General features: G+C 70.0%; 23 protein-coding genes. 13 read left to right on the top strand and 10 right to left on the bottom strand.

What is annotated here, in order from left to right; genetic code table 11:
• The first annotated feature begins 68 nt into the window (after positions 1–68).
• From CQ042_RS01745 to CQ042_RS01735, 3 genes are all read left to right on the top strand, one after another.
• Positions 69–1,046 (top strand): aldo/keto reductase, encoded by a 978-nt coding sequence (locus CQ042_RS01745; RefSeq protein ID WP_105668498.1) that lies wholly within the window; start codon positions 69–71, stop codon positions 1,044–1,046.
• Positions 1,047–1,133: 87 nt separating this feature from the next.
• Complete coding sequence (locus CQ042_RS01740; RefSeq protein ID WP_105668497.1) at positions 1,134–1,931, top strand: PP2C family serine/threonine-protein phosphatase; 798 nt, start codon at positions 1,134–1,136, stop codon at positions 1,929–1,931.
• Positions 1,932–1,989: 58 nt separating this feature from the next.
• Positions 1,990–4,719, top strand: coding sequence for an FtsK/SpoIIIE domain-containing protein (locus CQ042_RS01735; protein WP_105668496.1), 2,730 nt, complete (start codon positions 1,990–1,992; stop codon positions 4,717–4,719).
• A gap of 59 nt (positions 4,720–4,778) precedes the next feature.
• Here the strand turns inward: CQ042_RS01735 and CQ042_RS01730 are convergent, their stop codons facing one another.
• A complete protein-coding gene (locus CQ042_RS01730) occupies positions 4,779–5,774 on the bottom strand; it encodes an asparaginase (RefSeq protein ID WP_105668495.1) in 996 nt (331 codons plus the stop codon).
• Between the two features lie 67 nt (positions 5,775–5,841).
• On the opposite strand from CQ042_RS01730, the gene CQ042_RS01725 reads away from it, so the two are divergent.
• Positions 5,842–6,336 (top strand): OsmC family protein, encoded by a 495-nt coding sequence (locus CQ042_RS01725; protein WP_181157397.1) that lies wholly within the window; start codon positions 5,842–5,844, stop codon positions 6,334–6,336.
• Positions 6,337–6,348: 12 nt separating this feature from the next.
• Here CQ042_RS01725 and CQ042_RS01720 read toward each other — a convergent pair whose 3' ends face one another.
• Complete coding sequence (locus CQ042_RS01720) at positions 6,349–7,146, bottom strand: 1-acyl-sn-glycerol-3-phosphate acyltransferase (protein WP_105668494.1); 798 nt, start codon at positions 7,144–7,146, stop codon at positions 6,349–6,351.
• Positions 7,147–7,270: 124 nt separating this feature from the next.
• Between CQ042_RS01720 and CQ042_RS01715 the strand changes: the two genes are divergently transcribed.
• Together CQ042_RS01715 and dxr are read left to right on the top strand one after the other, a co-directional pair.
• The gene (locus CQ042_RS01715; RefSeq protein WP_105668493.1) at positions 7,271–8,227 is read left to right on the top strand and encodes an FKBP-type peptidyl-prolyl cis-trans isomerase; all 957 of its coding nucleotides are present in this window, start codon (positions 7,271–7,273) and stop codon (positions 8,225–8,227) included.
• A gap of 37 nt (positions 8,228–8,264) precedes the next feature.
• A complete protein-coding gene (gene dxr / locus CQ042_RS01710) occupies positions 8,265–9,347 on the top strand; it encodes a 1-deoxy-D-xylulose-5-phosphate reductoisomerase (RefSeq protein ID WP_105668492.1) in 1,083 nt (360 codons plus the stop codon).
• Positions 9,348–9,384: 37 nt separating this feature from the next.
• Here the strand turns inward: dxr and CQ042_RS01705 are convergent, their stop codons facing one another.
• The 3 genes from CQ042_RS01705 to CQ042_RS01695 all read right to left on the bottom strand — a co-directional run bounded on the left by CQ042_RS01705 (position 9,385) and on the right by CQ042_RS01695 (position 12,463).
• Positions 9,385–11,007: a Mur ligase family protein gene (locus CQ042_RS01705; protein ID WP_181157396.1), complete on the bottom strand. Its 1,623-nt coding sequence runs from the start codon at positions 11,005–11,007 to the stop codon at positions 9,385–9,387.
• A gap of 92 nt (positions 11,008–11,099) precedes the next feature.
• Entirely contained in the window at positions 11,100–11,780 is a 681-nt protein-coding gene (locus CQ042_RS01700) for a YcnI family protein (protein ID WP_105668490.1), read from the bottom strand.
• Between the two features lie 98 nt (positions 11,781–11,878).
• Positions 11,879–12,463 (bottom strand): hypothetical protein, encoded by a 585-nt coding sequence (locus CQ042_RS01695; RefSeq protein ID WP_105668638.1) that lies wholly within the window; start codon positions 12,461–12,463, stop codon positions 11,879–11,881.
• A gap of 65 nt (positions 12,464–12,528) precedes the next feature.
• Here CQ042_RS01695 and CQ042_RS01690 point away from each other — a divergent pair, with 65 nt between their 5' ends.
• The 3 genes from CQ042_RS01690 to CQ042_RS01680 all read left to right on the top strand — a co-directional run bounded on the left by CQ042_RS01690 (position 12,529) and on the right by CQ042_RS01680 (position 15,413).
• Positions 12,529–13,842, top strand: a complete 1,314-nt coding sequence (locus tag CQ042_RS01690; protein ID WP_105668489.1) for an RIP metalloprotease — start codon at positions 12,529–12,531, stop codon at positions 13,840–13,842.
• A gap of 69 nt (positions 13,843–13,911) precedes the next feature.
• A complete protein-coding gene (locus CQ042_RS01685) occupies positions 13,912–14,280 on the top strand; it encodes a YciI family protein (RefSeq protein ID WP_105668488.1) in 369 nt (122 codons plus the stop codon).
• Entirely contained in the window at positions 14,277–15,413 is a 1,137-nt protein-coding gene (locus CQ042_RS01680) for an RNA polymerase sigma factor (protein WP_258131924.1), read from the top strand. Before CQ042_RS01685 ends, CQ042_RS01680 begins: the two co-directional genes overlap by 4 nt.
• Positions 15,414–15,531: 118 nt before the next feature.
• Here CQ042_RS01680 and CQ042_RS01675 read toward each other — a convergent pair whose 3' ends face one another.
• Positions 15,532–17,415 (bottom strand): anthranilate synthase family protein, encoded by a 1,884-nt coding sequence (locus CQ042_RS01675; protein WP_105668487.1) that lies wholly within the window; start codon positions 17,413–17,415, stop codon positions 15,532–15,534.
• A 219-nt stretch (positions 17,416–17,634) separates the two neighbouring features.
• Here CQ042_RS01675 and ispG point away from each other — a divergent pair, with 219 nt between their 5' ends.
• The 3 genes from ispG (at position 17,635) to CQ042_RS01660 (ending at position 20,065) form a co-directional block, all read left to right on the top strand.
• Positions 17,635–18,786 (top strand): flavodoxin-dependent (E)-4-hydroxy-3-methylbut-2-enyl-diphosphate synthase, encoded by a 1,152-nt coding sequence (gene ispG, locus CQ042_RS01670; RefSeq protein ID WP_181157395.1) that lies wholly within the window; start codon positions 17,635–17,637, stop codon positions 18,784–18,786.
• Positions 18,787–18,804: 18 nt separating this feature from the next.
• A complete protein-coding gene (locus CQ042_RS01665) occupies positions 18,805–19,137 on the top strand; it encodes a hypothetical protein (RefSeq protein ID WP_105668485.1) in 333 nt (110 codons plus the stop codon).
• A gap of 61 nt (positions 19,138–19,198) precedes the next feature.
• Positions 19,199–20,065 carry a hypothetical protein gene (locus tag CQ042_RS01660; protein ID WP_105668484.1) on the top strand — a complete coding sequence of 289 codons (867 nt, stop codon included), beginning with the start codon at positions 19,199–19,201 and terminating at the stop codon, positions 20,063–20,065.
• 2 nt (positions 20,066–20,067) lie between these two features.
• Here the strand turns inward: CQ042_RS01660 and CQ042_RS01655 are convergent, their stop codons facing one another.
• From CQ042_RS01655 to CQ042_RS01640, 4 genes are all read right to left on the bottom strand, one after another.
• Positions 20,068–20,760 (bottom strand): nucleotidyltransferase domain-containing protein, encoded by a 693-nt coding sequence (locus tag CQ042_RS01655; protein WP_146115329.1) that lies wholly within the window; start codon positions 20,758–20,760, stop codon positions 20,068–20,070.
• A gap of 62 nt (positions 20,761–20,822) precedes the next feature.
• Entirely contained in the window at positions 20,823–21,173 is a 351-nt protein-coding gene (locus CQ042_RS01650; protein WP_105668482.1) for a GntR family transcriptional regulator, read from the bottom strand.
• Entirely contained in the window at positions 21,170–22,075 is a 906-nt protein-coding gene (locus CQ042_RS01645; RefSeq protein WP_105668481.1) for a hypothetical protein, read from the bottom strand. The genes CQ042_RS01650 and CQ042_RS01645 overlap by 4 nt, the downstream gene beginning before the upstream one ends.
• A gap of 67 nt (positions 22,076–22,142) precedes the next feature.
• A complete protein-coding gene (locus CQ042_RS01640) occupies positions 22,143–23,558 on the bottom strand; it encodes an RNB domain-containing ribonuclease (RefSeq protein WP_105668480.1) in 1,416 nt (471 codons plus the stop codon).
• Between the two features lie 79 nt (positions 23,559–23,637).
• Here CQ042_RS01640 and CQ042_RS01635 point away from each other — a divergent pair, with 79 nt between their 5' ends.
• On the top strand, positions 23,638–24,408 hold the full coding sequence (locus CQ042_RS01635; RefSeq protein ID WP_105668479.1) for an isocitrate lyase/phosphoenolpyruvate mutase family protein: 771 nt from the start codon (positions 23,638–23,640) through the stop codon (positions 24,406–24,408).
• Positions 24,409–24,413: the final 5 nt, after the last annotated feature.

Raw genomic sequence — 24,413 nt, 5'->3', positions numbered from 1 at the left:
ACTCCGGTCGGGGGCTCTGTGCTGTCCCCGTCGGTCGCCGGTCCGGCGCGGACGCTAACGTGGATGTCATGGTCTTGTCTCAGCGCCGAGTCGGCGCATCCGGTCTCCTCGTCTCGTCCACCGGCCTCGGCTGCAACAACTTCGGGCGGGCGGGCACCGTGACCGAGACGCTGGCAGGCACGCGCGAGGTGATCGACGCGGCCATCGCCAACGGCGTCACCTTCTTCGACACGGCGGACATGTACGGTGCCGTCGCCGGCGCGAGCGAGACGCTGATGGGCGAGGCCCTCGACGGACGGCGCGATCGCATCGTGCTCGCGACGAAGTTCGGCCAGGAACGCGACATGGGATACGCGTTCCCCGCGGCACGCGGATCCCGCCGGTACGTCCGCCGCGCGGTCGAGGAGTCTCTGCGACGACTGCGCACCGACTGGATCGACCTGTACCAGCTGCATCTTCCCGACCCGGAGACGCCGATCGCCGAGACGACGGACGCTCTCGACGAACTCGTGGGCGAAGGGAAGATCCGCTACTACGGACACTCGAACTTCACCGGCTGGCAGATCGCCGAGGCCGAGTTCACCACCCGGGCACGTTCCTCCGGCAGGTTCATCTCGGCGCAGAACCACTACTCGCTGCTCGCGCGCGCCGCGGAGCGCGAGGTTCTGCCGGCGGTGGAGCGCTACCGGCTCGGCTTCTTCCCGTACTTCCCCCTCCAGAACGGGCTGCTCACCGGCAAGTTCCGTCGCGAAGGAGGCCCCGCATCGAGCCGCATCATGTCGACGCGGCGCCATGTGTGGGAGAACGCCCCGTGGGATGCGCTCGAGGCATTCCGCGGCTTCTGCGACGAGCGCGGTATCAGCATGCTGCAGGCGACGTTCGGGTGGCTTCTCTCGCGGCCTGCGGTGTCCAGCGTGATCGCCGGAGCGACCACGGCGGCGCAGGTCGAGGCCAACGCGGCAGCAGGAGACGCGTGGCGTCCGGACGCCTCCGATCTGGCGATCATCGACGAGCTGTTCCCGCTGCCGGCGGATCCGGGCGCATGAGTGTGATTCGGGTGCGGGGGAGTTCTACTACGATGTGTGAGTATCCTGCGGTCGTCCGATCCGTCGCAGGCCCATCGGAGGCAGCACGTGGCTGAGACGAAGACGCACCGCGTCACGGTTGCGCAGCGCCCGCTGCTGCTGTCCTGGTCCGGTGTCACCGATCAGGGGCGGCGCCGGGAGACGAACCAGGATGCGTTCCTCGCCGACTTCCCGCTCTTCATCGTCGCCGATGGCATGGGTGGGCACGCGGGCGGGGAGATCGCGAGTCGCAGCACGGTCGACCGACTGCAATCCACGGTCTCCGCGGGCGATGTGAATCGTCCTGCGATCGAGAACGCGCTGGAACTGGCCGTCGCCGACATCGCCGATCACCCCGAGACCACGGACGAGGGCACGGGGACGACGCTCACGGGCGTGTACTTCGAGAACGAGGGCGATGAGGCCCATTGGATCGCCTTGAACATCGGGGACTCGCGCGTGTATCTCCTACGCGATGACCGCCTCGTGCAGGTGACGACGGATCACTCCGTCGTCCAGGAGTTGATCACTGCGGGCAAGCTCAGCCCGGAGGAGGCCGAGGGGCATCCGTACAGCAACGTGATCACCCGCGCCGTCGGGGCGAGTGAGCTGACGGCGCCGGACTACGTCTCCATCGATGTGCGCGCAGGGGACCGCTTCGTCATCTGCTCGGACGGGCTGACGAAGGAGCTCACCGACTACGGGATCCAGCACTTCCTCCGCGAGCACCTCGATCCGGGCGCCGCCGTCGACGCGATGCTCGCCGCGGCCCTGGAGAACGGCGGACGGGACAACGTGACCCTCATCATCGTGCAGGTGGCGGACGAGGCCGACTCGTCCTCCCCAATCGAAGACACGGCCGAGTAACCGTTCCGCGCTGTGGACAGCGCGGGATCCAGGGTCCGCATGCGATCCACTGGGGTGCATGGAATCCCTCCCGATCGTGCTGCCCTCGGTTCCGGCTCCTTCGCGGCGCGCGCCGTTGCCGTTCATCGCCGCGCTCGTCCCGATCGCTGCGGGAGTGGTGCTGTGGCTCGTCTCGGGTTCGATCCTCGCGCTCTGCTTCGCGGCGCTCGGGCCGCTGATGATCCTCGCGTCGCTGGCGGATTCGGTCCGCAACCGGCGACGCGAGCGTCGACAGGACGATGCGCAGGCGGAGCGGGACTGGGTGGCGGCAGAGGCAGAACTCGCACGTCGGCACGCGGAGGAGCGCGACGCACTGTGGTTCCGGCGACCTGATGCGGCGGCGTGCCTCGCGCAGCCGCCGCTTCGGGGCGTGCTTCCTCCCGAGCCGACATCCCACGTCGTCGTGGGGGCCGGCAGCGCGGTGAGCGAGATCCACTGCATCGGCGGCGACGATGAGCGCGGGCGCAGGTTCCGGGAGCGCTGCCGTGTGATCGAAGGGGCTCCCGTCGTCGTTCCGCTGGGTGGAGGGATCTGTCTGCGGGGCCCGCGACCGCTGAGAGATGCGGCGGCACGCGCTCTGGTCCTGCAGCTGTGCCTGAGGTTCGGAGCAGCGCAGCTGTCGGTCGTCGGAGCGGACCTCGACGATCACGGTCTCGGGGCGCTCCCGCACGCCGTGAGGGCGCGCCGGGGCGGCTTCCGCCTGGGGGTCGGCGCCGCGAACGGGAGCCGGATCGATGCGGCGGCCGTGATCTGGCGCACCGAGGAGGATGCGGAGGTGCCGGAGGGGATCACGACGGTCATCGACATCATCGAACCGGGGCGAGCCACACTGCGCACGCCGCAGGGAGTGTCGGGCGTGTCCGTCGAACTCCTCTCGTTCGCACAGGCGGAGGCGATCGCACGGAGCCTCGCGCAACGAGGGGAGGAGGACGATGCGCTCCCCGACGTCGTCTCCCTGCAGGAGCTCACGCAGCCTCAGGCCGCAGACGGCCTGGCGGTGGCGATCGGGCGGGGGGAGCGCGGCGATGTCGTGGTCGACATCGTGGGTGACGGCCCTCACGCCATCGTCACCGGCACGACGGGGACGGGCAAGAGCGAGCTTCTCGTCAGCTGGGTGACGGCCATGGCCGCCGGGAACGGCCCGGAACGTGTGACGTTCGTGCTCGCCGACTTCAAGGGAGGGACGGCGTTCGAACCGCTGCGCGAGCTGCGTCAGGTCGCCGCGGTCATCACGGATCTCGACGAGGGCGGCGCGAGGCGCGGCGTCTCCAGCCTCACGGCCGAGCTGCGACGTCGTGAGGGCGTGCTGGCCGCGGCGGGGGCCCGTGACGTGCGCGAGGTCGCGATGCCGCGTCTGGTGATCGTCGTCGACGAGTTCGCGGCGCTGCTGGCCGAGCATCCCGATCTCGGCGCCGTCTTCACCGATGTCGCCGCGCGTGGTCGGGCTCTCGGCATGCACCTCATCCTCGGCACACAGAGAGCGGCGGGCATCGTCCGTGACGCGCTGGCGGCCAACTGCCCGCTGCGCATCAGTCTGCGCGTCGGAGACGCGGCCGACAGCAGACTCATGGTGGGGACGGACGCCGCATCGACGCTGCCCGGAGGACCGAGCTCGCGCGGCCTCGGAATCGTCCGGCGACCAGCCGATGACGAGCCCGTCCCGATGCGCATCGCCTTGACCGGGGCGGCGGATCTGCGTCGCGTCGCTCTGCGGTGGGCGAGCGAGCCCCCGCCACGCAGCCCTTGGCTCCCCGCGCTCCCGGCGCGCATAGCTCTCGCCGATCTCGTGGCTGAGTCCGCCGCCGGCTCTGACGCGATCGTGCTGGGTCTGGCCGATGATCCGGAGCACCAGTCCCAACCGCTGGAGCTCCTGCGAGGAGGCCGTGGCCGCGGACTCGTCGTCCTCGGGGCGAGTGGATCGGGTCGCAGCGCGGTGCTGCGAGCTGTGGCGGCGCAGAGACCCGATGCGCTCTGGATCCCGGCCGACCCCGAGGAAGCGTGGGATCTGGTGGCGGCCTGGTCGACCGGCGGCGAACGTCCGCCCGCCGTCGTCCTCTGCGACGACTTCGACGCCCTCCTCGCCACGTTGCCGCCCGAACATGCTCAGCAGTACGCCCACTTTTGGGAGCAGGTCGTGCGCGCAGGATCGAGCACAACCTTCGTGCTCGCAGCGGCCAGGGCGTCGGGGGCGCCCGGACGCGTGTTCGATCTGGTCGCGCATCGCGCGCTGCTGCGTATGCCCACTCGGGTGGAGCACATGGCCGCCGGGGGAGAGGCAGCGGGGTTCGTGCGCGATCGCGTTCCCGGACGCGCCAGGATCGGCGACCGCGAGGTGCAGTTCGCCTGGGTCGAGGAGGAGGCCGTCCGTCCGCCGCATCGAACGGCGGCGGCGTGGGTGCCGTCGAGCGATGTCACGGCCGTCGTCAGTGCCGGTGCGGCCGCGGTGGCGGCTCGCCTGCGTCGGGCTCATCCCGAATGCGAGGTGATCGACGCCGGGATCGAACCGTCCTCGGGAAGAGCCTGCATCGTGGTCGCCGACGCGGAGACGTGGCAGCGCAACTGGTCCTCCTGGCAGCGTATCCGGGCGACGGGGGAAGTGCTGATCCGCGCGGAACAGCAGGCGGACCTCCGTCAGCTCGCCGCCGTGCGGGAGCTGCCTCCGTACGCCCGTCCCCATGCCGGCAGAGCGTGGTCGGTGGTCGGCGCGGGCTCGCCGCGCCGAGTCGTCCTTCCCGAGCTGTCACCGTGAGAGGGGTACGCCACCGCAGAAGTCTCCGTCTCAGGGTCGCAGGCGCGGTTCCCCGAACATCAGATCCCGGCGCCGGGGCGCATGCGGCCGACGTCCGTCCCGCCGCCCAGGATCGAGAGCGGGAGTGCGTCCGCGAGCGAGGCCACCTCGGCGTCGGTCAGACCGCCCGCACGGCTGAGCAGCGTGGCCGCCACGATGGTCGAGGCGCGGGTCGCGCCGTCGAGCATCTTCAGCGCCACGGTCGTGCCGTTCGGCGCCACCATGACCATGACGCCCTCGGCACCGTGCTTGGTGAACACCCCGAGTCTCTCGATCGCGATCGTGTCCGGGCGACCGGGGCCCTCGATGGTCCACGGGTTCTCCCGCACCGCCCGGACCAGTGAGCCCGCGACCCGGTGGAGAGCGAACGGCGAGCGGTCGGATGCGGTGCCGATGCGGTGCATCGAGCGAGCGAGACCGGTGAGCGTCATGACGTGGACGGGTGCGCCGCAGCCGTCGATGGCCGTGTGGGCGATCTTCTCGCCGGTGAGGCGCTCGACGACCTCGCGGATGTGCTGCTGCAGGGGATGCGCGGGGTCGACGTAGCCCGCCGTCGACCAGCCGGTCGCCACGCACGCGCGCAGCATCGCGGCGTGCTTTCCCGAGCAGTTCATGCGCACGCGTGCCGGTTCGCCGTGCTCGCGGACGAGTTCGTCGCGCGTCGCGGAGTCGCTCGGCCAGGCGGCGGGGCAGCCGAGATGGTCTTCGTTGAGCCCGCCTTCGGTGAGGATGTCGCGGACGACGGACGCATGCCGGTCGGTGCCGACGTGGCTCGCGGTGGAGATCGCGAGCTGCTCGCCCTCGAGGACGGCACCTGCGGTGATGCACGCGACGGCCTGCAGCGGCTTCATGCTGGATCGAGGGAGGATCAGCGCGTCGGCGTTGCCGTGGCGGGCGACGACATCGCCGTCGGGCGAGAGCACGACCGCCGCGCCTGCGTGACGGGATTCGACGAATCCACTCCGCTCGACGACGGCGAGTTCCACGGAATCCTGAACGGTGAGAGTCTCCAGCACCCGTCAACTCTAGCTCGGGGCGTTCGACGTCTCGCGCCGTGTCGGAGGTCGCTGACAGACTGATCCCATGGCAGAGTCGACCCCTCGCATCCTCGGCGAGCATCACTACGCGCTCACCTCGACGTGGACCGGCAACACCGGCACCGGAACCAGCGGCTACCGGGACTACCGCCGCGACGTGTCGATCGAGGTCAGCGGCAAGCCCGAGCTCCTGGCGTCATCAGACAAGCCCTTCCGGGGGGATCCTTCGCGGTGGAACCCGGAAGACCTCCTGCTGGCCTCCCTGTCCGAGTGTCATCTGCTCTCGTATCTGCACGCGTGCGTCACGGCCGGAGTCGTCGTGGTGTCCTACCGCGATCAGGCCAGTGGCATGATGCGCGAGGACGGCAAGGGCGGCGGCTCCTTCGTCGAGGTCATGCTGCGACCGGAGGTCGTCGTCGCCGAGGCTTCGATGATCGACGCCGCAGAGCGTGCGCACGCGCAGGCCAACGAATGGTGCTTCATCGCGAACTCGATGAATTTCCCTGTGCGGCATCAGGCGACGGTCAGCGCGCTCGCGTAGATCGACCCGGCGTCAGCGGCGCTCGTGGGGAAGCGCCTGCTTGATCTTCTCGATGGCACCCTGCGCCGGAGCCTCGTTGTAGGCGCCGGCGAGTTCCTGGCCGGAGAGGCCGTGGATCGCGGCCATGATCTGGTCCGTGGCGAGGCGGCGTGCTCGCCCGCTCGTCGCCGGTCCGTGGGGGGAGAGGTCGAGTGGCTCGCCGAACCGGACCGTGATGCGCTCCTTGAGGGTGGGCACCTTCGCCCCCACCGGCATCACCTTGTCGGTTCCGATGAGTCCGACGGGGACCACGGGAGCGCCCGTCTGCAGCGCGAGGAACGCGACGCCTGTGCGGCCCTTGTACAGGCGGCCGTCGGTGGAGCGTGTGCCTTCCGGATACAGCGCGACGGCGAGACCCTCGTCGAGGAGCTGCCGTTGCAGATCCAGTGCGTCCAAGGCGGCCTGGCCAGCGCCCCGGCGCACCGGGATCGCGCCGATCGACTCGAAGAACGTCTTGCTCATCCAGCCCTGGAAGCCTTCGCCCTCGAAATAGCTCGACTTCGCCAGGAAATGGACGGGTCGGGGCGCCGCGACCGGGATCGCGATCGAGTCGATGAAGGACAGATGATTGCTCGCGAAGATGACGGGACCGCTCAGGGGGACGTTGTCCCGACCTTCGATCCGAGGGCGGTACACGAGCCGGGCGAGCGGGGTGATGAGGCCGCGGCCGAGCGTGTAGGCGAATCCGGCATGACGTGGCTTCGCAGTCTCTTCTGGCGAGGATTCCTCTTCTGACGAGGATTCGGGCTCGACGGACTGCGCAGAGGTCATCAGAGCAGGTTACTCCCGGATCCATGCCGACGTGGGAATGAAGACTCGCGCCGCGCCTCCCAGCGCGGGCAAAGGGGGATGAGGCAGGATGGAGTTTCCCTGCCCGCGATCCCGAGGTCTCCCTGTGCGCAAGCGTCCGCTCATCGTTCTGTCCACCGTCGCCGCGGCGACCCTGTTGCTGGCGGGCTGTTCCGGCGCCTCTGCGCCGTCGAGCTCCGGGACTCCGGAGCCCACCGCGTCGAGCACCTGCTTGCTGGATGCCCAGCCGGGTGCGACATCCGATGCGGTCGTGGTCGACGGTTCCGGCGTCGATGCCACCGTCACCGTGCCCGCGGATGCCCCGTTCGCCGAGGTCGAGCGCACCGTCATCTCCGAGGGAGACGGCGATGAGGTCGTCGCGAACGACCTGGTCTCGGTGATGTTCAAGATCGTCGACGCCGACACGGGAGAGGTCGTCGATTCGTCCGCGCGCAACGAGGGCGGACTCGCGTCCGTGCTGCTCGACCAGAACAACGCGTCTCTGTTCATCGCGGCGCTCGAGTGCGAGCCCGTCGGCACTCAGGTGGCGCTCGCCCTGCCCGGAAGCGTCTTCGGCGAGGGGCAGACGAACAAGGTCGTCTACGCGGAAGCCGTCGAGAAGCTTCCCGAGGTCGCCACGGGTACCCCGGTGGATCCCACGCCCGGCATGCCCACCGTCAAGCTCGACGACAAGGGCGCGCCGACCGTGACGATCCCGGAGGGTGACGCGCCGACCGAGACCACGGTCGCCGTCCTCAAGCAGGGCGACGGTCCGACGGTCGCTTCGGGTGATCTCGTCGTGGTGCAGTACCTGGGCGTCAAGTGGTCCGACGGCAAGGAGTTCGACTCCAGCTGGAGCCGTGACGCGGCGCCGACGCAGTTCCAGACGACCGGTGTCGTCGCCGGCTTCCAGAAGGCGCTCGAGGGGCAGAAGGTCGGGTCCCAGGTCATCGTGGTGATGCCGCCGTCCGACGGCTACGGCGCGAGCGAAGGACATGAACTCCAGAAGGAGAGCCTCGTGTTCGTCGTCGACATCCTCGCGACGACTCCCGTCCAGCAGTAGCCGCGGAGGCGCCGAGGTCGTGTCCTAGGCTGGCGGTATGCGTCGCATCATCGTCCTCGGCTCCACCGGTTCCATCGGCACGCAGGCGTTGGATGTGATCCGGGCCAACCCTCGGCGATTCGAGCTGGTCGGCCTCGCCGCCGGTTCGAACAGCGAGATGCTGGCGGCGCAGGCGGCGCAGTTCCAGGTCGACGCCACCGCGCTCGGCGCCGACGAGGCCGAGCAGCTCGTCCGCGATGTCGAGGCCGACGTGGTGCTCAATGCGATCACCGGATCGATCGGCCTCGGCTCCACGCTCGCGGCGCTGAAGGCGGGGCGCACCCTGGCACTGGCCAACAAGGAATCGCTCATCGTCGGTGGCGACCTCGTGCTCGCCGCCGCCGCCCCCGGGCAGATCGTCCCGGTGGACTCGGAGCATTCCGCGTTGGCCCAGGCCCTGCTCGCCGGCACCCACGCCGAGGTGCGACGGCTCGTGGTGACGGCATCCGGTGGCCCCTTCCGTGGGCGCAGCCGCTCCGAACTCACCGATGTGACCCCGGCTGAGGCCCTCGCGCACCCGACCTGGGACATGGGGCGGATGGTCACGACCAACTCGGCCACCCTCGTGAACAAGGGCCTCGAGGTGATCGAAGCGCATCTGCTCTTCGACGTCGCCTACGACGACATCGAGGTCGTGGTGCATCCGCAGTCGATCGTGCACTCCATGGTCGAGTTCATCGACGGCTCCACGATCGCGCAGGCCTCGCCTCCTGACATGCGGTTGCCGATCTCGCTGGGACTCGACTGGCCGAATCGGATCGGCGGGGTCGGCCGGCCGCTCGATTGGACATCGGCCACGTCGTGGACCTTCGAGCCGCTCGACAGCGCGGCATTCCCATCGGTCGCCCTCGCGAAAGCCGTCGGACGCGCCGGCGGCACTTTCCCGGCGGTCTACAACGCGGCGAACGAACAGGCCGTCGATGCGTTCCACGAGGGACGGCTGTCGTTCCTCGGCATCGTCGACACGATCGCCCGGGTCGTCGATGCACACGAGGCTCCGGACGCGCTGAACGTCGAGACGCTCGCCGCGGCCGAGTCCTGGGCGCGCACGACCGCCGATCGGATGATCGCGGCGGCGTGAGCCGGGATCGGGGCGATGACCGCCCCGATCGGACGGGTCAGTCCTCGTCGGGGTAGGGCACCGGCCAACGCGAGTCCGGGACCGGCCAGCCGGCGGCGCGCAGTGCTCTGCGGGCGAGTTCCCGGGCCGAGTAGGGGGTGCGCACGCCGCGGATGTCGCGGTAGTCCTGGTGGCCGGGGCCTGCCCACAGGATGGCGTCGCCGTCGCCGACGAGCCCGACCGCGGTCACGATCGCGTTCTCGGGCGGGGACGCCTCATGGATTTCGGCATCCGGTCGTGCGGTGCGAGCGCCTTCGATGAGGGTGGCGCGAATGGATGCCGGGTCCTCGAAGCGGGGGTGGTGGTCGGTCACGACGAGGATGTCGCTGCCCTCCACGGCGGTTCGCGCCATGTCGAACCGCTTGCTGGCATCGCGATCGCCGTCGGCACCGAACAGCATCAGGACCTTCCCCGGCGTCACTCGACGGACAGCGGCGAGAGTTTTCTCGAAGGCGTCGGGAGAATGACCGAAGTCGACGAAGACGGCGGGACCGTGCTCGCCCGAGACCAGCTGGGTGCGACCGGGCAGGTAGGCGCGGATGCCGCCGTCACGGGTGAGCGCGTCGACGATGCGCTCCCACGCATAGCCCCCCTCGAGGAGCATCACGATCGCGAGCGCCGCGTTGGCGGCCATGTGCGGGCCGATCACCGGGACGGTGGTGGTGAGCGAGCCGGCAGGGCCGCGCATCGTGAAGGTGGTGCCGGCAGCCCGCTCCTCGTCGATCACGACGACCCAGTCGGCGGCTGATGCGGCGTCGGGGTCGGCGGCGATCGACGGCGTGCCGACCGTGACGACGGGGATCTCGGCGCGGTCGACCACGATCGCGCCGGAGGGCGAGTCGAGGCAGATGACGCCGCGCTTCGCACGGTCAGGGCGGAAGAGCGGGAGCTTCGCCTCGAAGTACTCCTCCATGTCGGCGTAGTCGTCGAGGTGGTCATGGCTCAGGTTCGTGAAGCCGGCGACGTCGAATCGGATGCCGTCGACACGGTGACGCGAGAGGGCCTGCGCGCTGACCTCGACCGCGACCGCTTCGACGGTGCGCTCACGCATGAGAGCCAGCAGCGCGTGCATCTCGGAGGCCTCGGGCGTCGTCAGGCGGGAGACGATGACCTCGCCCGCGATGTGGCGCTCGGCAGTGGAAGAGAGGCCGGTGACGACGCCGATCTGGTCGAGGATGCCCTCCAGCAGGTGCGAGACGCTGGTCTTCCCGTTGGTGCCGGTGGTCGCGAACAGCAGGGGGAGCGGATCACCGGCCCCGGTGCCGTACACCCAGGCGCTGAGGTCGCCCAGCACGGCGCGAGGATCGTCGACCACGAGGATCGGCAGTCCCGCCGGTTCGGCGATGGCTGCTCCGTGCTCGTCGGTGATGACGGCGACGGCACCCTTCTCCGCCGCGGTGACGGCGAAGTCGGCACCGTGCCGGTTGACCCCTCGGATCGCGACGAAGGCCTCGCCGGGGCGCAGGTCCGCCGTGGCGAGGGTGATGCCGGAGAGGGCGATCCCGTCGACATCGCCGCGCACACTGCGGGCGAAACGGGAAGCGAGTTCGGACAGCTCACGCCGGGGCGGGTTCGCGGGGCGGAGCACGGGAGGCAGGCTCGGTTGTTGTTCAATCGACATGGCGGATCCATGATCTCATGGCGGCACCGCGAACTCCTCTCCGGCACGACTCCTCGCGCGCCTGAGAGGGGCGCGAGGAGCCGTGCGAGCCGTCAGGCCCGACGCCGGTAGGCGAGGACGGCGACCACGAGGGCGGCGAGGCCGGCGATGAGCCCGCCGGTGCCGAGGACGATTCCCACGGGATCGGTCGCGGGGGAGGTCGCCGGAGTCTCGTCCGCGGCCGCGGCGGCTCCGTGCTCGCCGTGATCGCCTGCCGCGGTCTCCGTGACGGACACCACCGGGGCCGGGGCATCGAGGTCGTGCGGGTCCTCGCCCTTCTCGGCGAGCTGCGTCCATTCGGTCGCGCCTTCGACGCACTGCTGCACGACGGGGAACGCGAGCGACTCCGGCGTGCTCTCATCGAGACCGACCGACATGCTCACCGCTCCTCGGAGATCGGTGGGCACCGGTGTGAGCGCGGTGTACGTCACAGCGCTGACGAGGCCGTCGTCGCCGCGCTCCACCTCGATGTTCCAGTCCCCGTCCATGGTCGGCGCCACGGAGGCGAGTCCGTCCGGCATCGTGATGCGCAGCGCCGTGGTGGGGGAGTTCTCGCACCCGTGCGAGAACGAGAACGTGAGGACGCCGTGGTCGCCTGCGACGAGTTCGTCCGGGCTGACTCCCACGTGGGCGCCGGCCATCGAGGGGAAGGCGAGGGCGAGGACGGCACCGCCGATGATGCCGGTGGCGGTGATGACGGTGCGGCGGGTGCGGGTACGGGTGTTACGGGTCATGGATATCTCCTGATGCTCGTGTGCGGGCGCGCACGGACGGCGCGGCTCCGCGAAGGGTGATGCCGCCTGCGAAGGGCGGTGGGCTCGGATGCGACGGCTCAGTCGCGGACGAGCGCAGGAGGACCGCGTCGCGGCACGGCGGCGGCGACGGCGGCGTCGAACGAGAACACGGTGGTCGAGCGAAGACGGGGCGGTCGCCGGTGCGCGGCGGGCGCGAGCGCGACGACCTGCCGGAACAACGCCTCGACCCACACCGCGACGGCCCGCACGACCGATTCTCCGTGCCACACCAGGAGCGTGGTCAGCACCGCCGCGACGGCGTGTGCGAACAGCATCATCGTGCTCGGTGCCGGCAGGGCCGAGGCGGTGCCGAGAAGCGCGAGGTCGATGTGGTGGACGTGTCCGCCGCCCGTGATCGAGGTGGCGCCCGTCGGCGCGCCCAGCACCTGGAAGAGCACGTGGAAGACGGTCTGCCCGAGGCACACGGCGACGGCGACGCGGATGCGGGAGCGGTGCACGCCGACGAGCAGTGCGGACAGCGGCGTGAGCAGGGTTGCGACGGCGATGACCAGCAGCGGGTGGGGCGCGGATCCGCCTCCCCACGTGTGCGAGATCGCGGCGATCAGCGTCGCGGCGGAGGAGATGGCGGCAGCACGCACGAGACGCAGCTGCCGGGCATTCACGCCCACAGCCTAGCCCCGCGGAGGGGGCCGGGCGGATTCCTAGCTGGGGGCACTAGCGTTGGCACGTGGAATTCCTGCTCTATCTGGCCGGCATCCTCGTCATGCTGATCGGCCTCGGGGTCTCGATCGGCCTGCACGAGGTCGGCCATCTCGTCCCCGCCAAGCTCTTCGGCGTGCGTGTCGGCCAGTACATGATCGGCTTCGGACCGCGGCTGTGGTCGAAGCGCATCGGCGAGACCGAGTACGGATTCAAGTTGCTCCCCCTGGGTGGTTTCATCTCGATGTCGGGGATGTACCCGCCGTCGCGAAGCACACGTGCCGCATCCGGTGTCTTCCGTTCGCTGATCCAGGACGCCCGCTCCGCCAACGACGAGACCATCGCCGAAGGCGCGGAAGACCGGGTGTTCTACCAGCTGCCCGTCTGGAAGCGCGTCGTCGTCATGCTCGGCGGTCCGGTGATGAATCTGCTCCTCGCCGTCGTGATCTTCACGGTGCTCCTGTCCGGCATCGGGTTGCAGCAGGGCACCACGACGATCGCCTCGGTCACAGAGTGCGTGGTGCCCGCCGGGTCCACCGCGACCGAGTGCGCTCCCGACGATCCGCCATCGCCGGCCGCGGAAGCCGGCATCGAGCCGCTCGATGTGATCGTCTCCGTCGACGGCCGGCCGGTGTCGACCTTCGCCGAGGCGACGGCGATCGTGCAGGCGTCGCCGGGGGAGACGCTCGACATGGTCGTGCTCCGCGACGGCGCGGAGAAGACGTTGAGCATCACCCCGATCGCCGCGGAGCGCACGATCACGGATGCCGGCGGACAGCCGGTCCTCGACGACGACGGCGAGCCGGTCGTCAAGGAGGTCGGGTACGTGGGCATGGGGGCGCAGATGGGCTACGTGCAGCAGCCCCTCACGGCCGGTCCGCAGATGGCCGCCGACAGCGTCGGTCGCGTCGCCTCGCTGATCGTCACGCTCCCCGTGCGTCTGTGGGACGTGGGCGTCTCGCTCGTGACCGGTGGCGAGCGGGATCCGAACGGACCCCTGAGCGTCGTGGGCGTCGGGCGTCTCGCCGGGGAGGCCGCCGCGACCGATGCGCCGATCCTCAACCGATTCGCCTACGTGCTCGGGCTGCTGGGGTCGCTGAACATCGCGCTGTTCGTCTTCAACCTGATCCCGCTGCTCCCGCTCGACGGCGGTCACATCGTGGTGGCGCTCTGGGACGGCGTGAAGCGCGCGTGGGCCAAGCTCTTCCGCCGCCCTCCACCTGCACCCGTCGACGCGACGAAGCTCGTGCCGCTGACGGTGGTCGTCGCCGTCCTCCTGATCGCGATGGGTGCCCTGCTCCTGGTCGCCGATCTCTTCAATCCGGTGAGCATTCTCGGCTGACGTGTCGAAATCGTCCTTGCCCGTTCGCTGTGGGGGTGAAACGGTTCTCACGACGAAAGGACGAACCTCATGAAGTACGTCATCATGTTCACGTCGACCCCGGAGCACGACGCGGCCGTCGCACCGGAGGTCGCGCAGGACGTCTACGGGCGCGTGTACCAGTGGTTCCAGGACAACGCCGACGCGATCGAAGACAGCGGAGCAGAACTGCAGCCGGTCGAGACGGCGACCACGGTGCGACACAGCGCGCAGGGCGTCATCGTCGTCGACGGCCCGTTCACCGAGGCCAGAGAGGCGGTCGGCGGGTTCAGCATCATCGACGTCGCCGACCTCGATGAGGCGATCGCGCTCGCCAAGAGCTGGCCGATGCTGGAGCTCGAGGGCACCTCCGTGGAGGTCCGTCCCGTCGTGACCGACTACAGCCAGTTCGAACAGTGAACGCCCCGGATGCCGTGTCGCCGTCCGACGCGGCATCCGATCGCGTGCTCGCTCGGGTGATCCGCGAGGAGTCCGGACGGATCGTCGCGGCGCTCACCCTCTCACTCGGCAACCTCGATCTCGCGGAGGAGTCGGCGGCGGAGGCCGTCGCCGAGGCGCTGGTGCGGTGGCGCACGGCGGGCGTTCCTCCGAACCCGGGCGGCTGGCTCACCACCGCCGCCCGGCACGACGCGCTCGACAGGCTCCGCCGTGACAAGCGCTATCGACAGAAGCTCGAGTTCCTCGCCGCGACTCCGGTGCCGTCGGAGCGCGACATCGACGAGCGCCTCCCGCTGCTGTTCGGGTGCTGCCACCCGGCCCTGTCGGCTTCGGCGCAGCTCGCTCTCACCCTGCGCGCGGTATGCGGACTCACCACCGAGCAGATCGCCAGGGCCACGGTGAGCACGCCGATCGCGGTCGGCCAGCGCATCGTCAGGGCGAAGCGCAAGATCGGAGCAGCCGGGATCCCGCTGCGGGTGCCGACGGGAGGGGAACGGTCGCCGCGTCTCGACCTGGTGCTCACCGTGATCTCGGTGATGTACAACGAGGCGCACCTCGTCGCGGGCGGTGGCGCTGCGGCGGATCGCGATGTCGCCGAGGATGCGCTCTGGCTCGCCGACGTGGTCGCGCAGGCCCTCCCCGGCGAACCGGAGGCGCTCGGCCTGGTCGCGCTGCTGAAGTTCCATCGCAGCCGTGAGCCGGCGCGCTCGTTCGGCGGAGACATCGTGCTCCTGGCGGACCAGGACCGCTCGCGCTGGGACCCCGCGCTGCAGATCGATGCGCACCGTGCGCTCGCTGCCGCCGCAGCCCGGGGGCGACCGGGGCGATGGCAGCTGCAGGCCGCGATAGCGGCGTGCCACGCCGACGCCGCGGAGTACGCGCGCACTGACTGGCCGCAGATCGTGGTCCTCTACGACATGCTGCTCGGATACGACCCGTCGCCGGTGGTCCGCCTCAACCGGGCGGTCGCGGTCGCGGAGACGGGCGAGGTCGAGGCGGCGCTGACAGAGGTGGACCTGCTCCATGACGAGCTGGAACAGATTCCACCTGTGGCACGCGGTGCGAGCCGATCTGCTGCACCGTCTCGGGCGTGACGAGGAATCGTCCATCGCCGTCCGCGACGCTCGGGAGCGCACGAAGAACGACGCGGAGCGCCGCCTGCTGCGGTCCAGAGGCGATCTCGGCCTCTGAACGCCGGTCGCCCGCCCCGTCTCAGGCGAGGGCCTGGGCGACGAGGCGCTCGAGCGTGTGGATCCCGTCGCGGGACAGGATCGACTCCAGATGCCCTTGCACCGAGGCGAAGTGCCTGCCGCGGAGGGCGTACACGTCGCCGGAGATCGGGTCTGCGGAGATCTCCGCGGCTCCGGCAGTCGTGGTCCCCGGCGCCACCCGCGCGGTGAAGGTGTTGTAGAAGCCGATCGAGGCATCCTCCCCGAACACGGGCACGGACTTCTGCAGACCCTGGTGCGGGGCATCGAGCGGCGTAAGTGCGATGCCGAACCGGTCGGCGAGGATCTGATGGCTGAGGCACACCGCGAGCAGCGGCGCCTGCGCATCCAGGCGGCGGGCGACGACCTCGCGCATCCGGGCGATGCGGGGAGTGGTCGTGTCGCGGGGGTCTCCGGGACCAGGACCGGCGACCACCAGATCGGCTGCGTCGAGCTCCGCGTCCTGCACCTCATCCCAGGGGGCGATCGTCACCGCGAGGCCGAGATGACGGAGCTGGTGGGCGAGCATCGTCGTGAACCGGTCTTCCGCGTCCACGACGAGCGCGGTCCGACCCGCGAAGGGTCCGGTGAACTCCTCGCCCTGCGGGTTGAGCCAGAACTCGGCCAGTCGCGCGTTGCGGGAGGACAGCAGGTCGGCGATCGCCGGATCGTTCGCGAGGGCGCGTGCCTCGCCCGGAGCGTCGGCATCGCTGCGCGCCTCGGCGACGCGGTCGCGGTCGATCGCGCCGATCGCGCCGAGTACGCCTGCGGCCTTCCCGTGCGTCTCCGACACCTCTCCCTGTGGGTCGGAGTGGCGGACCAGGGTCGCCCCGACCGGAACGCGGAGCGTGCCGTCCTGGACGTAGACCGTGCGGATGAGGATCGGTGCATCGAGGTCGTGGCCGCCGTCGTCGTTCGGGGTGAACAGGGCGGCGACGCCGGAATAGTAGCCGCGGGGCTTCTGCTCGTGACGCCGGATGACCGCACAGGCGTTCTGCATGGGCGATCCGGTGACCGTGGGGGCGAACATCGTCTCGCGGAGGATGTCGCGGGGGTCGAGTGCGCTGCGTCCGCGGAGCATGTACTCGGTGTGCGTGAGCCGCGACATCTCCTTCAGATGCGGTCCGGTGATCCGCCCGCCGTCGGAGCAGACCGCGCTCATCATTTTGAGCTCCTCGTCCACGACCATGAAGAGCTCTTCGGTCTCCTTGGTAGAGGCGAGGAAGTCGATCAGCGTCTCCTTGGTCGCGCCTCCGGCCGGATGGCGGAAGGTTCCGGAGATCGGGTTCATCGTGACGACGCCTCCGCGGGCGACCACGTGCGCCTCGGGGCTCGCGCCGACGGCGATGTGGCCGGGGGTGAAGACCGCGAAGGTCCAGTAGGCGCCGCGCTCGTGCGTGAGCAGCGCGCGGAACCACGTGAGGGCGGCCGTGCGGTCATCGACGTCGATCCGCGCGGTGAAGTCACGCCGGATGACGAAGTTCGCCCCTTCGCCGCGACCGATCTCCTCGGCGATGACCTTCTCGACGATCGCGGCGTACTCCGCGTCGGCGATGTCGAATCCGTCGTCATGCAGGGGGACCGGGTCGCCGGGAAGCGCGGCGAGGAGCTCGGACGTGGGCAGGTCGAGATGCTCGTCGACGATCACGCAGCGCAGCGGGGCGCCGTCGTCCTGGGCGACGAATCCGCGCTCGCGCACTTGGCGATAGGGGACCATCGCGAAGACCTCGCGCGGCGTGCCGTCGATGCTCAGCGGAATGTCCGCGAGCAGATCGACGTCGACGACGTCGCCGCTGAGCAGCTCGACGGTGTCCGCGCCGTCGCGCGCGATCAGCACGAAGGATGCCGTCGGGTCGGTGCTGAGCTCGGCGAGGCGTGAGAGGGTCATGGATGTCTCCTGTGCAGTGCTCCGGCTCGGCGCAACGAAAAGACCGCCCCGGAGGCGGTCTGGATTCGTGGGAACGCGAACACACCGCCTAGAAGGCGGGCCACCAGGTGAAGTTCGCGAGCATGCGCCGAAACTACCACACCGGCGGTGTCGCTTCGGGCGCGTGACGCGAGGCCCGGCATCCAGCCCTCACGCATCCTGGCGGCGTAGGCTGGGGGCGTGCCAGCAGTGAACCTCGGAATGCCGAAGATCCCCGAAGTCCTCGCCCCGCGCCGCAAGTCCCGCCAGATCAAGGTGGGCAAGGTGCTCGTGGGCGGCGACGCCCCCGTCAGCGTGCAGTCGATGACGACGACGAAGACGACCGACATCAACGGGACGCTGCAGCAGATCGCCGAGCTCACGGCGTCGGGATGCGAGATCGTGCGCGTCGCGGTGCCGCATCAGGACGACGCCGACGCGCTGAAGATCATCGCCATGAAGAGCCAGATCCCGGTCATCGCCGACATCCACTTCCAGCCGCGCTACATCTACACCGCGATCGATGCGGGCTGCGGGGCGGTCCGGGTGAACCCGGGCAACATCCGCGAGTTCGACGGCAACGTCGGCAAGATCGCGGAGGCGGCCAAGGCCGCCGGCGTCTCGTTGCGCATCGGCGTCAACGCCGGATCGTTGGATCGCCGCATCCTCACCAAGCACGGCAAGGCCACGGCGGAGGCGCTGGTCGAGAGCGCCGTCTGGGAGGCGTCGCTGTTCGAGGAGCACGACTTCCACGACTTCAAGATCTCCGTCAAGCACAACGACCCCATCGTGATGGTCAAGGCCTACCGTCTGCTGGCGGAGCGAGGCGACTGGCCCCTGCACCTCGGGGTGACGGAGGCGGGACCGGCGTTCCAGGGCACCATCAAGAGCGCCACGGCCTTCGGCATCCTGCTCGGCGAGGGCATCGGCGACACGATCCGCGTCTCGCTCTCCGCCCCGCCCGCCGAAGAGGTCAAGGTCGGGCACCAGATCCTGCAGTCGCTCAACCTGCGGGAGCGCAAGCTCGAGATCGTCTCGTGTCCGTCGTGCGGTCGCGCCCAGGTCGACGTCTACACGCTGGCCGAGAACGTCACCGAAGGTCTCAAGGACATGACCGTCCCGTTGCGGGTCGCCGTGATGGGTTGCGTCGTGAACGGACCGGGTGAGGCTCGTGAGGCCGACCTCGGCGTCGCGTCGGGCAACGGCAAGGGACAGATCTTCGTGAAGGGCGAGGTCATCAAGACCGTGCCCGAGGCGGACATCGTCGCGACGCTGATCGAGGAGGCCAACCGGATCGCCGCCGACATGGGCCCTGAGGCTCCGCTCGGCACCGCCCAGGTCGTCACGGTCTGAGTCTCGGAGGAGGACGACATGTCGGAACTCACCCTGCCCGCCACCGTTCAGGCGATGGTCGACGCGATCAACGACGCCGACACCGAGGCGTTCGTCGACGCGTTCACTCCCGACGGCTTCGTCAGCGACTGGGGAACGGTCAAGGCCGGTCCCGTCGGCGTGCGCGGCTGGGCCGACAGCGATGCGATCGGCGCCGGTGCGCGGATGACCGTCCTCTCTGCTGAGACCGCAGGGGACACCACGCGCATCCGCTTCGGATGGTCGAGTCGTGTCTTCAACGGCGAGTCCGACGGCATCTTCGTCGTCGAGGGCGACAAGATCGCCAGCTTCACCATCCCGCCGTCGCACTGATCGGTGCGGACAGGGTCCGTACCGAGGGACGAGCGCACCACCGTCGAATCCGAGGAGCACCATGCCCACACCCACCATCGTGACCTTCTCCGGTGGCGCTGTCACCGGAGAAGGCCTCGTCACCCGGGTCGAGAGCGGCTCGGCCGGGACCATCGTCGTCGTCGACGCCACGCCCTTCCACCCCGTGGATCACACCTGGCCCGACCAGCCCGGCGATGACGGCACGATCGCCGCAGGCGGTGACACGGTGCGGGTGGCCGAGGCGCTGATGGCCGCGGTCTCCGACGAGGGTGCGTTCGCCGTCGGGAGCGACATCCCCGTCAAGCGCGGCGCCGAGGGGTGGACCTGGCTCGTCGGGCATCGCCTCGATGGAGCGGCACCCGGATGGTTGGCCGCGGGCTCTCGCGTGAACCTGTCCGTCGACGTCGCGCGGCGGGATGGACTCAGCCGCGGGCACACGGCGTGCCATCTCGCGTCCCTGGCCCTGGATCTCGCCGTCGCCGACCTGTGGCGCAAGGAGCCGGGCGAGGACGCGCTCGGGAACCCCGACTTCGAGGGGCGCGCGAACCAGTCCAGCCGCATCCATGAGGACGGCGCCGTCGACGAGTACCGCCTCGGCAAGAGTCTGCGCAGGGCCGGGTTCGACACCGAGACCTTCGCGACGACGCTCGTCGAGCGCGAGCAGCGGATCAACACCCAGCTCGCCGCGTGGATCGCCGCAGGTTCCTCCAGTCGGATCGAGGCGGAGGGCCCGACGATCGTGGATCGGCGACGCTGGCACTGCGAGCTTCCCGAGGGCGATGCGGTGATCCTCTGCGGTGGTACCCATGTGGAGTCGGTCTCCGAGTTCGCATCGATCACGGTGTCGCTGGATCTGACCGATCCGCAGCTGCTGGTGATGACCACCTCCGCGACGTCGGCAGCCTGATCTCAGCGCACGAACCCGGCCTGGACCCGCCCGCCGGCACGCCGCAGTTCTGCCTCGACCTGCTGCGCGAAGGCTGACAGGTCGTCCGCGAGCAGCGGCGTGCTCAGCAGAGCAGCGCGCTCGGGGCTCAGGTCGCGCAGCCGACGGGGAAGCCACTTTCCGGCGGCGATCCAGCGTCCCTCGGCGAGGAGCATCAGCTCCGCGATCCTCTCGAACAGCGTGGCGGACACCACGCGCCGTTCGAGCGCATCCGTCGCGTCCCGGAGGTCGTCGAGCAGATCGGTGATCATGTAGCGCCGGAACGCCGACTCCGCCGCGTCGAGTGACGGCCCGGCGTCGAGGACCCCACTCCACTGTTCACGGAGCGACTCCAATGAGGGGGTGCTCCGGATCGGGATCCCCTCGACGAGCATGTGCACGATGACGGGACGATGCTGTTCGATGCCGCGATCCGCCCATTCGGCGAAGCCCTCAGGGCGGTAGGCGAACACCTCGAAGATCTCGCCCTCGAACTCGTGCGTCGCCGCCTCGCTCGTCTGGGCCGCGACGTCGAAGAGGGAATCACCGATCAGGAGCAGATCGACATCGCTCGTCGCGGTGCGCTCTCCACGGGCGGTGCTCCCCGCGATGACGGCGATCTCGGCTCGCGGGTAGACGGCGGCGATGAATCGTTCGGCGATGGCGGCGTGTTCCACCACGTCAGCGTATCCGTCGGAGGTCGGGCACCGATGGAGCGCTCGAGTTCGCCGGCGCCCCGTCACCAGATCGCGCGGAGCACCCGCTGTGCATCTGCGAGGGTGAGTCCTTCCCGCTTCGCGGTGTCGGAGAGGACACGGGCCGCATCGGCGATACCGCCGGCGACCGGGTGTGCGGCATCGCTCACGCGGGTGCCGGAGCCGATCCGCGACGTCACGAGACCGTCCTCCTCGAGGAGGCGATACGCCTTGGCGACGGTTCCGGGTGCGATCCCCAGGTCCGAAGCCAGTTGGCGAACGGATGGAAGGCGGTCGCCGGCCAGCAGGTGGCCGGTCGTGATCAGACCGCGGAGCTGTCCGTGGACCTGTTCCGACGGGGACTCGCCGGTGTCACGGCTGATCGTGATGATCATGAGGTGGGCACCGGCGCCTGCCGACGTGCCCCCAGCGGGATGCCGCTGAGTGCGGTGAGCAGCCAGAGCGCGAGCCCGGCGACGGTGGCCACGGTCGCCGCGACGAAGAGGGCCGGCTCCATCGCGGCGAAGGGCGTGCCCAGAGAGATCATGCCGAGATCGTTCGCCGGCGCCGACAGCATGACCGACGCCGTGCCGCGGAGGGAGTGGAGCACGACGGCGAGGTGAAGAAGGACGGCTCCGCAGGCGAGGCGCGAGATGTTGTCGGCACGAGTGCGGCGGACGGCGGTGTCGTGGGCGATGTCCTCGCCCCACGGCGGCCGGGGGATGCGGAGCCATGCGAGGACGGCCACGACGACGAGTGCCGCGAGCAGAGCGAGCGACGGGAGGGAGTGGTACCAGCCGTAGATCCCGGTGGACGCCGAAGTGCCCGACGTTCCCAGCGTGATCGTGAACAGGGTGTGCCGTCCCAGGTCGTCGGTCTCGGAGGCCGCACCGGCGGCGACCGTGAGGGTGAGGGTGAGCGCGACGAGCAGCGCGAGCACGATCGGCCCCCTCAGGCGCAGGAACGTGCGGACCGTCCGCGGGGTGAGCTGCGCCGATGCGCTCATCTGCGCGGATCGTGCGGGCAAGGACAGCAGGACGATGCCGATGATGCCGAGGATCAGGGGGAGGGCCGCCTGCTGCCCGAGATCCCACCAGAGCGCCGGGCCCATGCCGAAGGTGCCCGCGCGTGGGGCGACGACGATGACGGTGGGAACGCCACCCACGACGGCGGCGATGACGGCATCCCGCGCCCCCATCCGTGGCGCACGTCGCAGAAGAGTCAGTCGGAGCGCGAAGGCGATACCGGTGGCGAGCAGGACCGGTCCCCAGAGTATGAGCAGGAGCAGAGCCATCATCGCCTCCATAGTGTGTCAATGTCTTGGCACATTATGTACCAGTTTGATGGCACACCTCAAGGTCCGCTCAGACGGCGAGCTCCACCGTGCCCTCGGCGATGTCGGTGCTGACCACGCGAATCCGCACGATGTCGCCCGGCTTCGTTCCTGCGGGCACGGGGGCAGTCGCGGTCACCGCCGGTTCGGCGATCTGCACCGCCGCCCGCTCGCCTCGAAGCTCGATCACGGTCGCCTCGACCGTGGTCCCGACCAGCGGAGTGAGCAGCGCGGCCTCCACGCAGTTGATCGTGGCGGAATTCAGCCGGGACGCGCGCTGACCGGACTCCTGCATGAGGGCGGGGAGCTCGGCGAGCGACGTGCGCACCCACTCGGGGATCGAATCGCCGTGAGAAACGGCGAGACAGATCGCGAGGGTCCAGCGATCGACCAGCCGACGCAGGGGAGCGGTGGCGTGGGCGTAGGGGGCGGCGATGGCCGCCTGCACGGCGTCCTCCGGCGCCTCGCCGTCGAACACCAGATAGCCCGCGCCGCGGAAGAGCGACGCGGCCGCCTCGAGCACGGGGAGGGTCATCGGGTCGGCGCGGTCGAGTCCGCGAAGATACTCGCCGTACGTCCCGGTCGTCCACGGGCGGCCGAGAGCCTCGGTCTGGTGACGGAACGCCTCGAAGGCCGCGTCCTCCGGCTCCGGCATCGTGCGGAGGATCCCCACCCCGGCGTCGAGCATCAGGGACGCCGCCGCCATCCCGGTCATGAGCGAGAGCTGCGCGTTCCACTCCTCGACGGGGAGCGGACGGCGCCGCTCGATCGCGTAGGTGCCGTCCTCTGCGCGCACGACCTCCTCGTCCGGCAGGTTCAGGCTCGCCCCTCCGCGCAGGCGCTCCTGTTCCATCCGCAGAGCGCCGATCTCGGGGAGGAGCGTGGCCGGTCCGCCCTCGCCCCGATCGAGCGATCGCTGTGTCGTGGCGTAGTCGAGCTGCGCGCGCGAGCGGATCACCGCACGCTCCAGCCGGAATTCCGTGACGACGCCCTCGGCATCGAGATCGAACGTCCACACCAGTGCCGGCCGGTCGACATCGGCGAGCAGCGAAGCACGATCTTCGCTCAGGACACGCGGATGCAGAGGAATCGAGCCGTCAGCGGCGTACAGCGTCTGACCGCGGCGCCGAGCCTCGGCATCCACCGCTCCACCGGGGACGACGAAGCCCGGAACATCGGCGATCGCGTATCGCACGGTGTAGCCGGTGCCCGCGCGCTCCAGATGGAACGCCTGATCGAGGTCACGGGATCCGTCCGGATCCAGGGTCGCGAAGGGCACGTCGCGAAGGTCGAGTCCCGGAGCGGCCGCGCGCGACGCCTCCGCCTCCGCGATGACCTCGTCGGCGAACTCGACCGGCGCGTCCACGGACTCACGCAGAGCGGTGAGCGCCGATGCCAGTTCGGTCTGAGCGGCGGAAGGGGCGACGTGCGATCGGCGCTGAGGCATGGCTCCACCCTAGGCGGGCGAACTCCGGCGGGCGCGTCGTGCCCGCCCCACCCACGCGATCCCGCGTTAGCGTGGAGTCATGACCACTGCAGCCAAAGCCCAGACCCTCGTCGGACTCTATGACGCCCCGGAGATCCTCCGCGTCGTGAACGTGTGGGATGTCGTCTCCGCGCGGGCCGTCGCCGCCCTCCCCGAGACGAAGGCGCTCGCCACCGCCGGACACGGCATCGCCGCCTCGTTCGGCTACGACGACGGCGCGACCCCGCGCGAGATCATGATCGACATGGTCGGTCGCATCGCCGCGGCCGTCCAGGTACCCGTCACGGCGGATCTCGACGACGGATACGGAGACGCGGGGGAGACCACGCGCCTCGCGATCGGAGCCGGCGTCGTCGGCGCCAACGTCGAGGACCGACTCAAGCCGCTCGACGAGTCCGTCAGCGCCGTCGCGGCGATCGTCAGGGCTGCCGAGGCCGAGGGAGTTCCCTTCGCCCTCAACGCCCGCACCGACGCCTTCGTCCGTGCCGGCGGCCGTCCTGTCCAGGAGAGCATCGCCGATGCGATCCAGCGCGGCCGTGCCTACCTCGACGCCGGAGCGACCGCCGTCTTCGTGCCCGGCATCCTCGACATGAACGTCACCCGTCAGCTCGTCGAGGGCATCGGGGAGCGCAAAGTCAGCGTGATCGGACTCCCCGGTGCGCTCGCCGCGTCCGAGTACGAGAAGCTCGGCGTCGCGCGCATCTCCTACGGTCCGCTTCCCCAGCGCGTCGCCCTGACGGCGCTGCAGGAGCTCGCAGCCGACCTCTACGCGGGCGGCGTCGTCCCGGCGAACCTGCCGGCGCTCAACTGACGACG

Origin of the sequence: Microbacterium sp. MYb62, from assembly GCF_002979475.1 — a bacterium.
Taxonomy (GTDB): Bacteria; Actinomycetota; Actinomycetes; order Actinomycetales; family Microbacteriaceae; genus Microbacterium.
This window is presented reverse-complemented; position numbering and strand designations above follow the sequence as displayed.

Excerpts from the sequence above, each read along its gene's own strand:
- CQ042_RS01635 (WP_105668479.1), top strand. The coding sequence starts at position 23,638 with ATGACCACTGCAGCCAAAGCCCAGACCCTCGTCGGACTCTATGACGCC.
- CQ042_RS01640 (WP_105668480.1), bottom strand. The coding sequence starts at position 23,558 with ATGCCTCAGCGCCGATCGCACGTCGCCCCTTCCGCCGCTCAGACCGAA.
- CQ042_RS01725 (WP_181157397.1), top strand. The coding sequence starts at position 5,842 with ATGGCAGAGTCGACCCCTCGCATCCTCGGCGAGCATCACTACGCGCTC.
- CQ042_RS01685 (WP_105668488.1), top strand. The coding sequence starts at position 13,912 with ATGAAGTACGTCATCATGTTCACGTCGACCCCGGAGCACGACGCGGCC.
- CQ042_RS01705 (WP_181157396.1), bottom strand. The coding sequence starts at position 11,007 with ATGTCGATTGAACAACAACCGAGCCTGCCTCCCGTGCTCCGCCCCGCG.
- dxr (WP_105668492.1), top strand. The coding sequence starts at position 8,265 with ATGCGTCGCATCATCGTCCTCGGCTCCACCGGTTCCATCGGCACGCAG.
- CQ042_RS01720 (WP_105668494.1), bottom strand. The coding sequence starts at position 7,146 with ATGACCTCTGCGCAGTCCGTCGAGCCCGAATCCTCGTCAGAAGAGGAA.
- CQ042_RS01660 (WP_105668484.1), top strand. The coding sequence starts at position 19,199 with ATGCCCACACCCACCATCGTGACCTTCTCCGGTGGCGCTGTCACCGGA.
- CQ042_RS01735 (WP_105668496.1), top strand. The coding sequence starts at position 1,990 with ATGGAATCCCTCCCGATCGTGCTGCCCTCGGTTCCGGCTCCTTCGCGG.
- CQ042_RS01665 (WP_105668485.1), top strand. The coding sequence starts at position 18,805 with ATGTCGGAACTCACCCTGCCCGCCACCGTTCAGGCGATGGTCGACGCG.
- CQ042_RS01700 (WP_105668490.1), bottom strand. The coding sequence starts at position 11,780 with ATGACCCGTAACACCCGTACCCGCACCCGCCGCACCGTCATCACCGCC.
- CQ042_RS01675 (WP_105668487.1), bottom strand. The coding sequence starts at position 17,415 with ATGACCCTCTCACGCCTCGCCGAGCTCAGCACCGACCCGACGGCATCC.
- CQ042_RS01645 (WP_105668481.1), bottom strand. The coding sequence starts at position 22,075 with ATGATGGCTCTGCTCCTGCTCATACTCTGGGGACCGGTCCTGCTCGCC.
- CQ042_RS01650 (WP_105668482.1), bottom strand. The coding sequence starts at position 21,173 with ATGATCATCACGATCAGCCGTGACACCGGCGAGTCCCCGTCGGAACAG.
- CQ042_RS01745 (WP_105668498.1), top strand. The coding sequence starts at position 69 with ATGGTCTTGTCTCAGCGCCGAGTCGGCGCATCCGGTCTCCTCGTCTCG.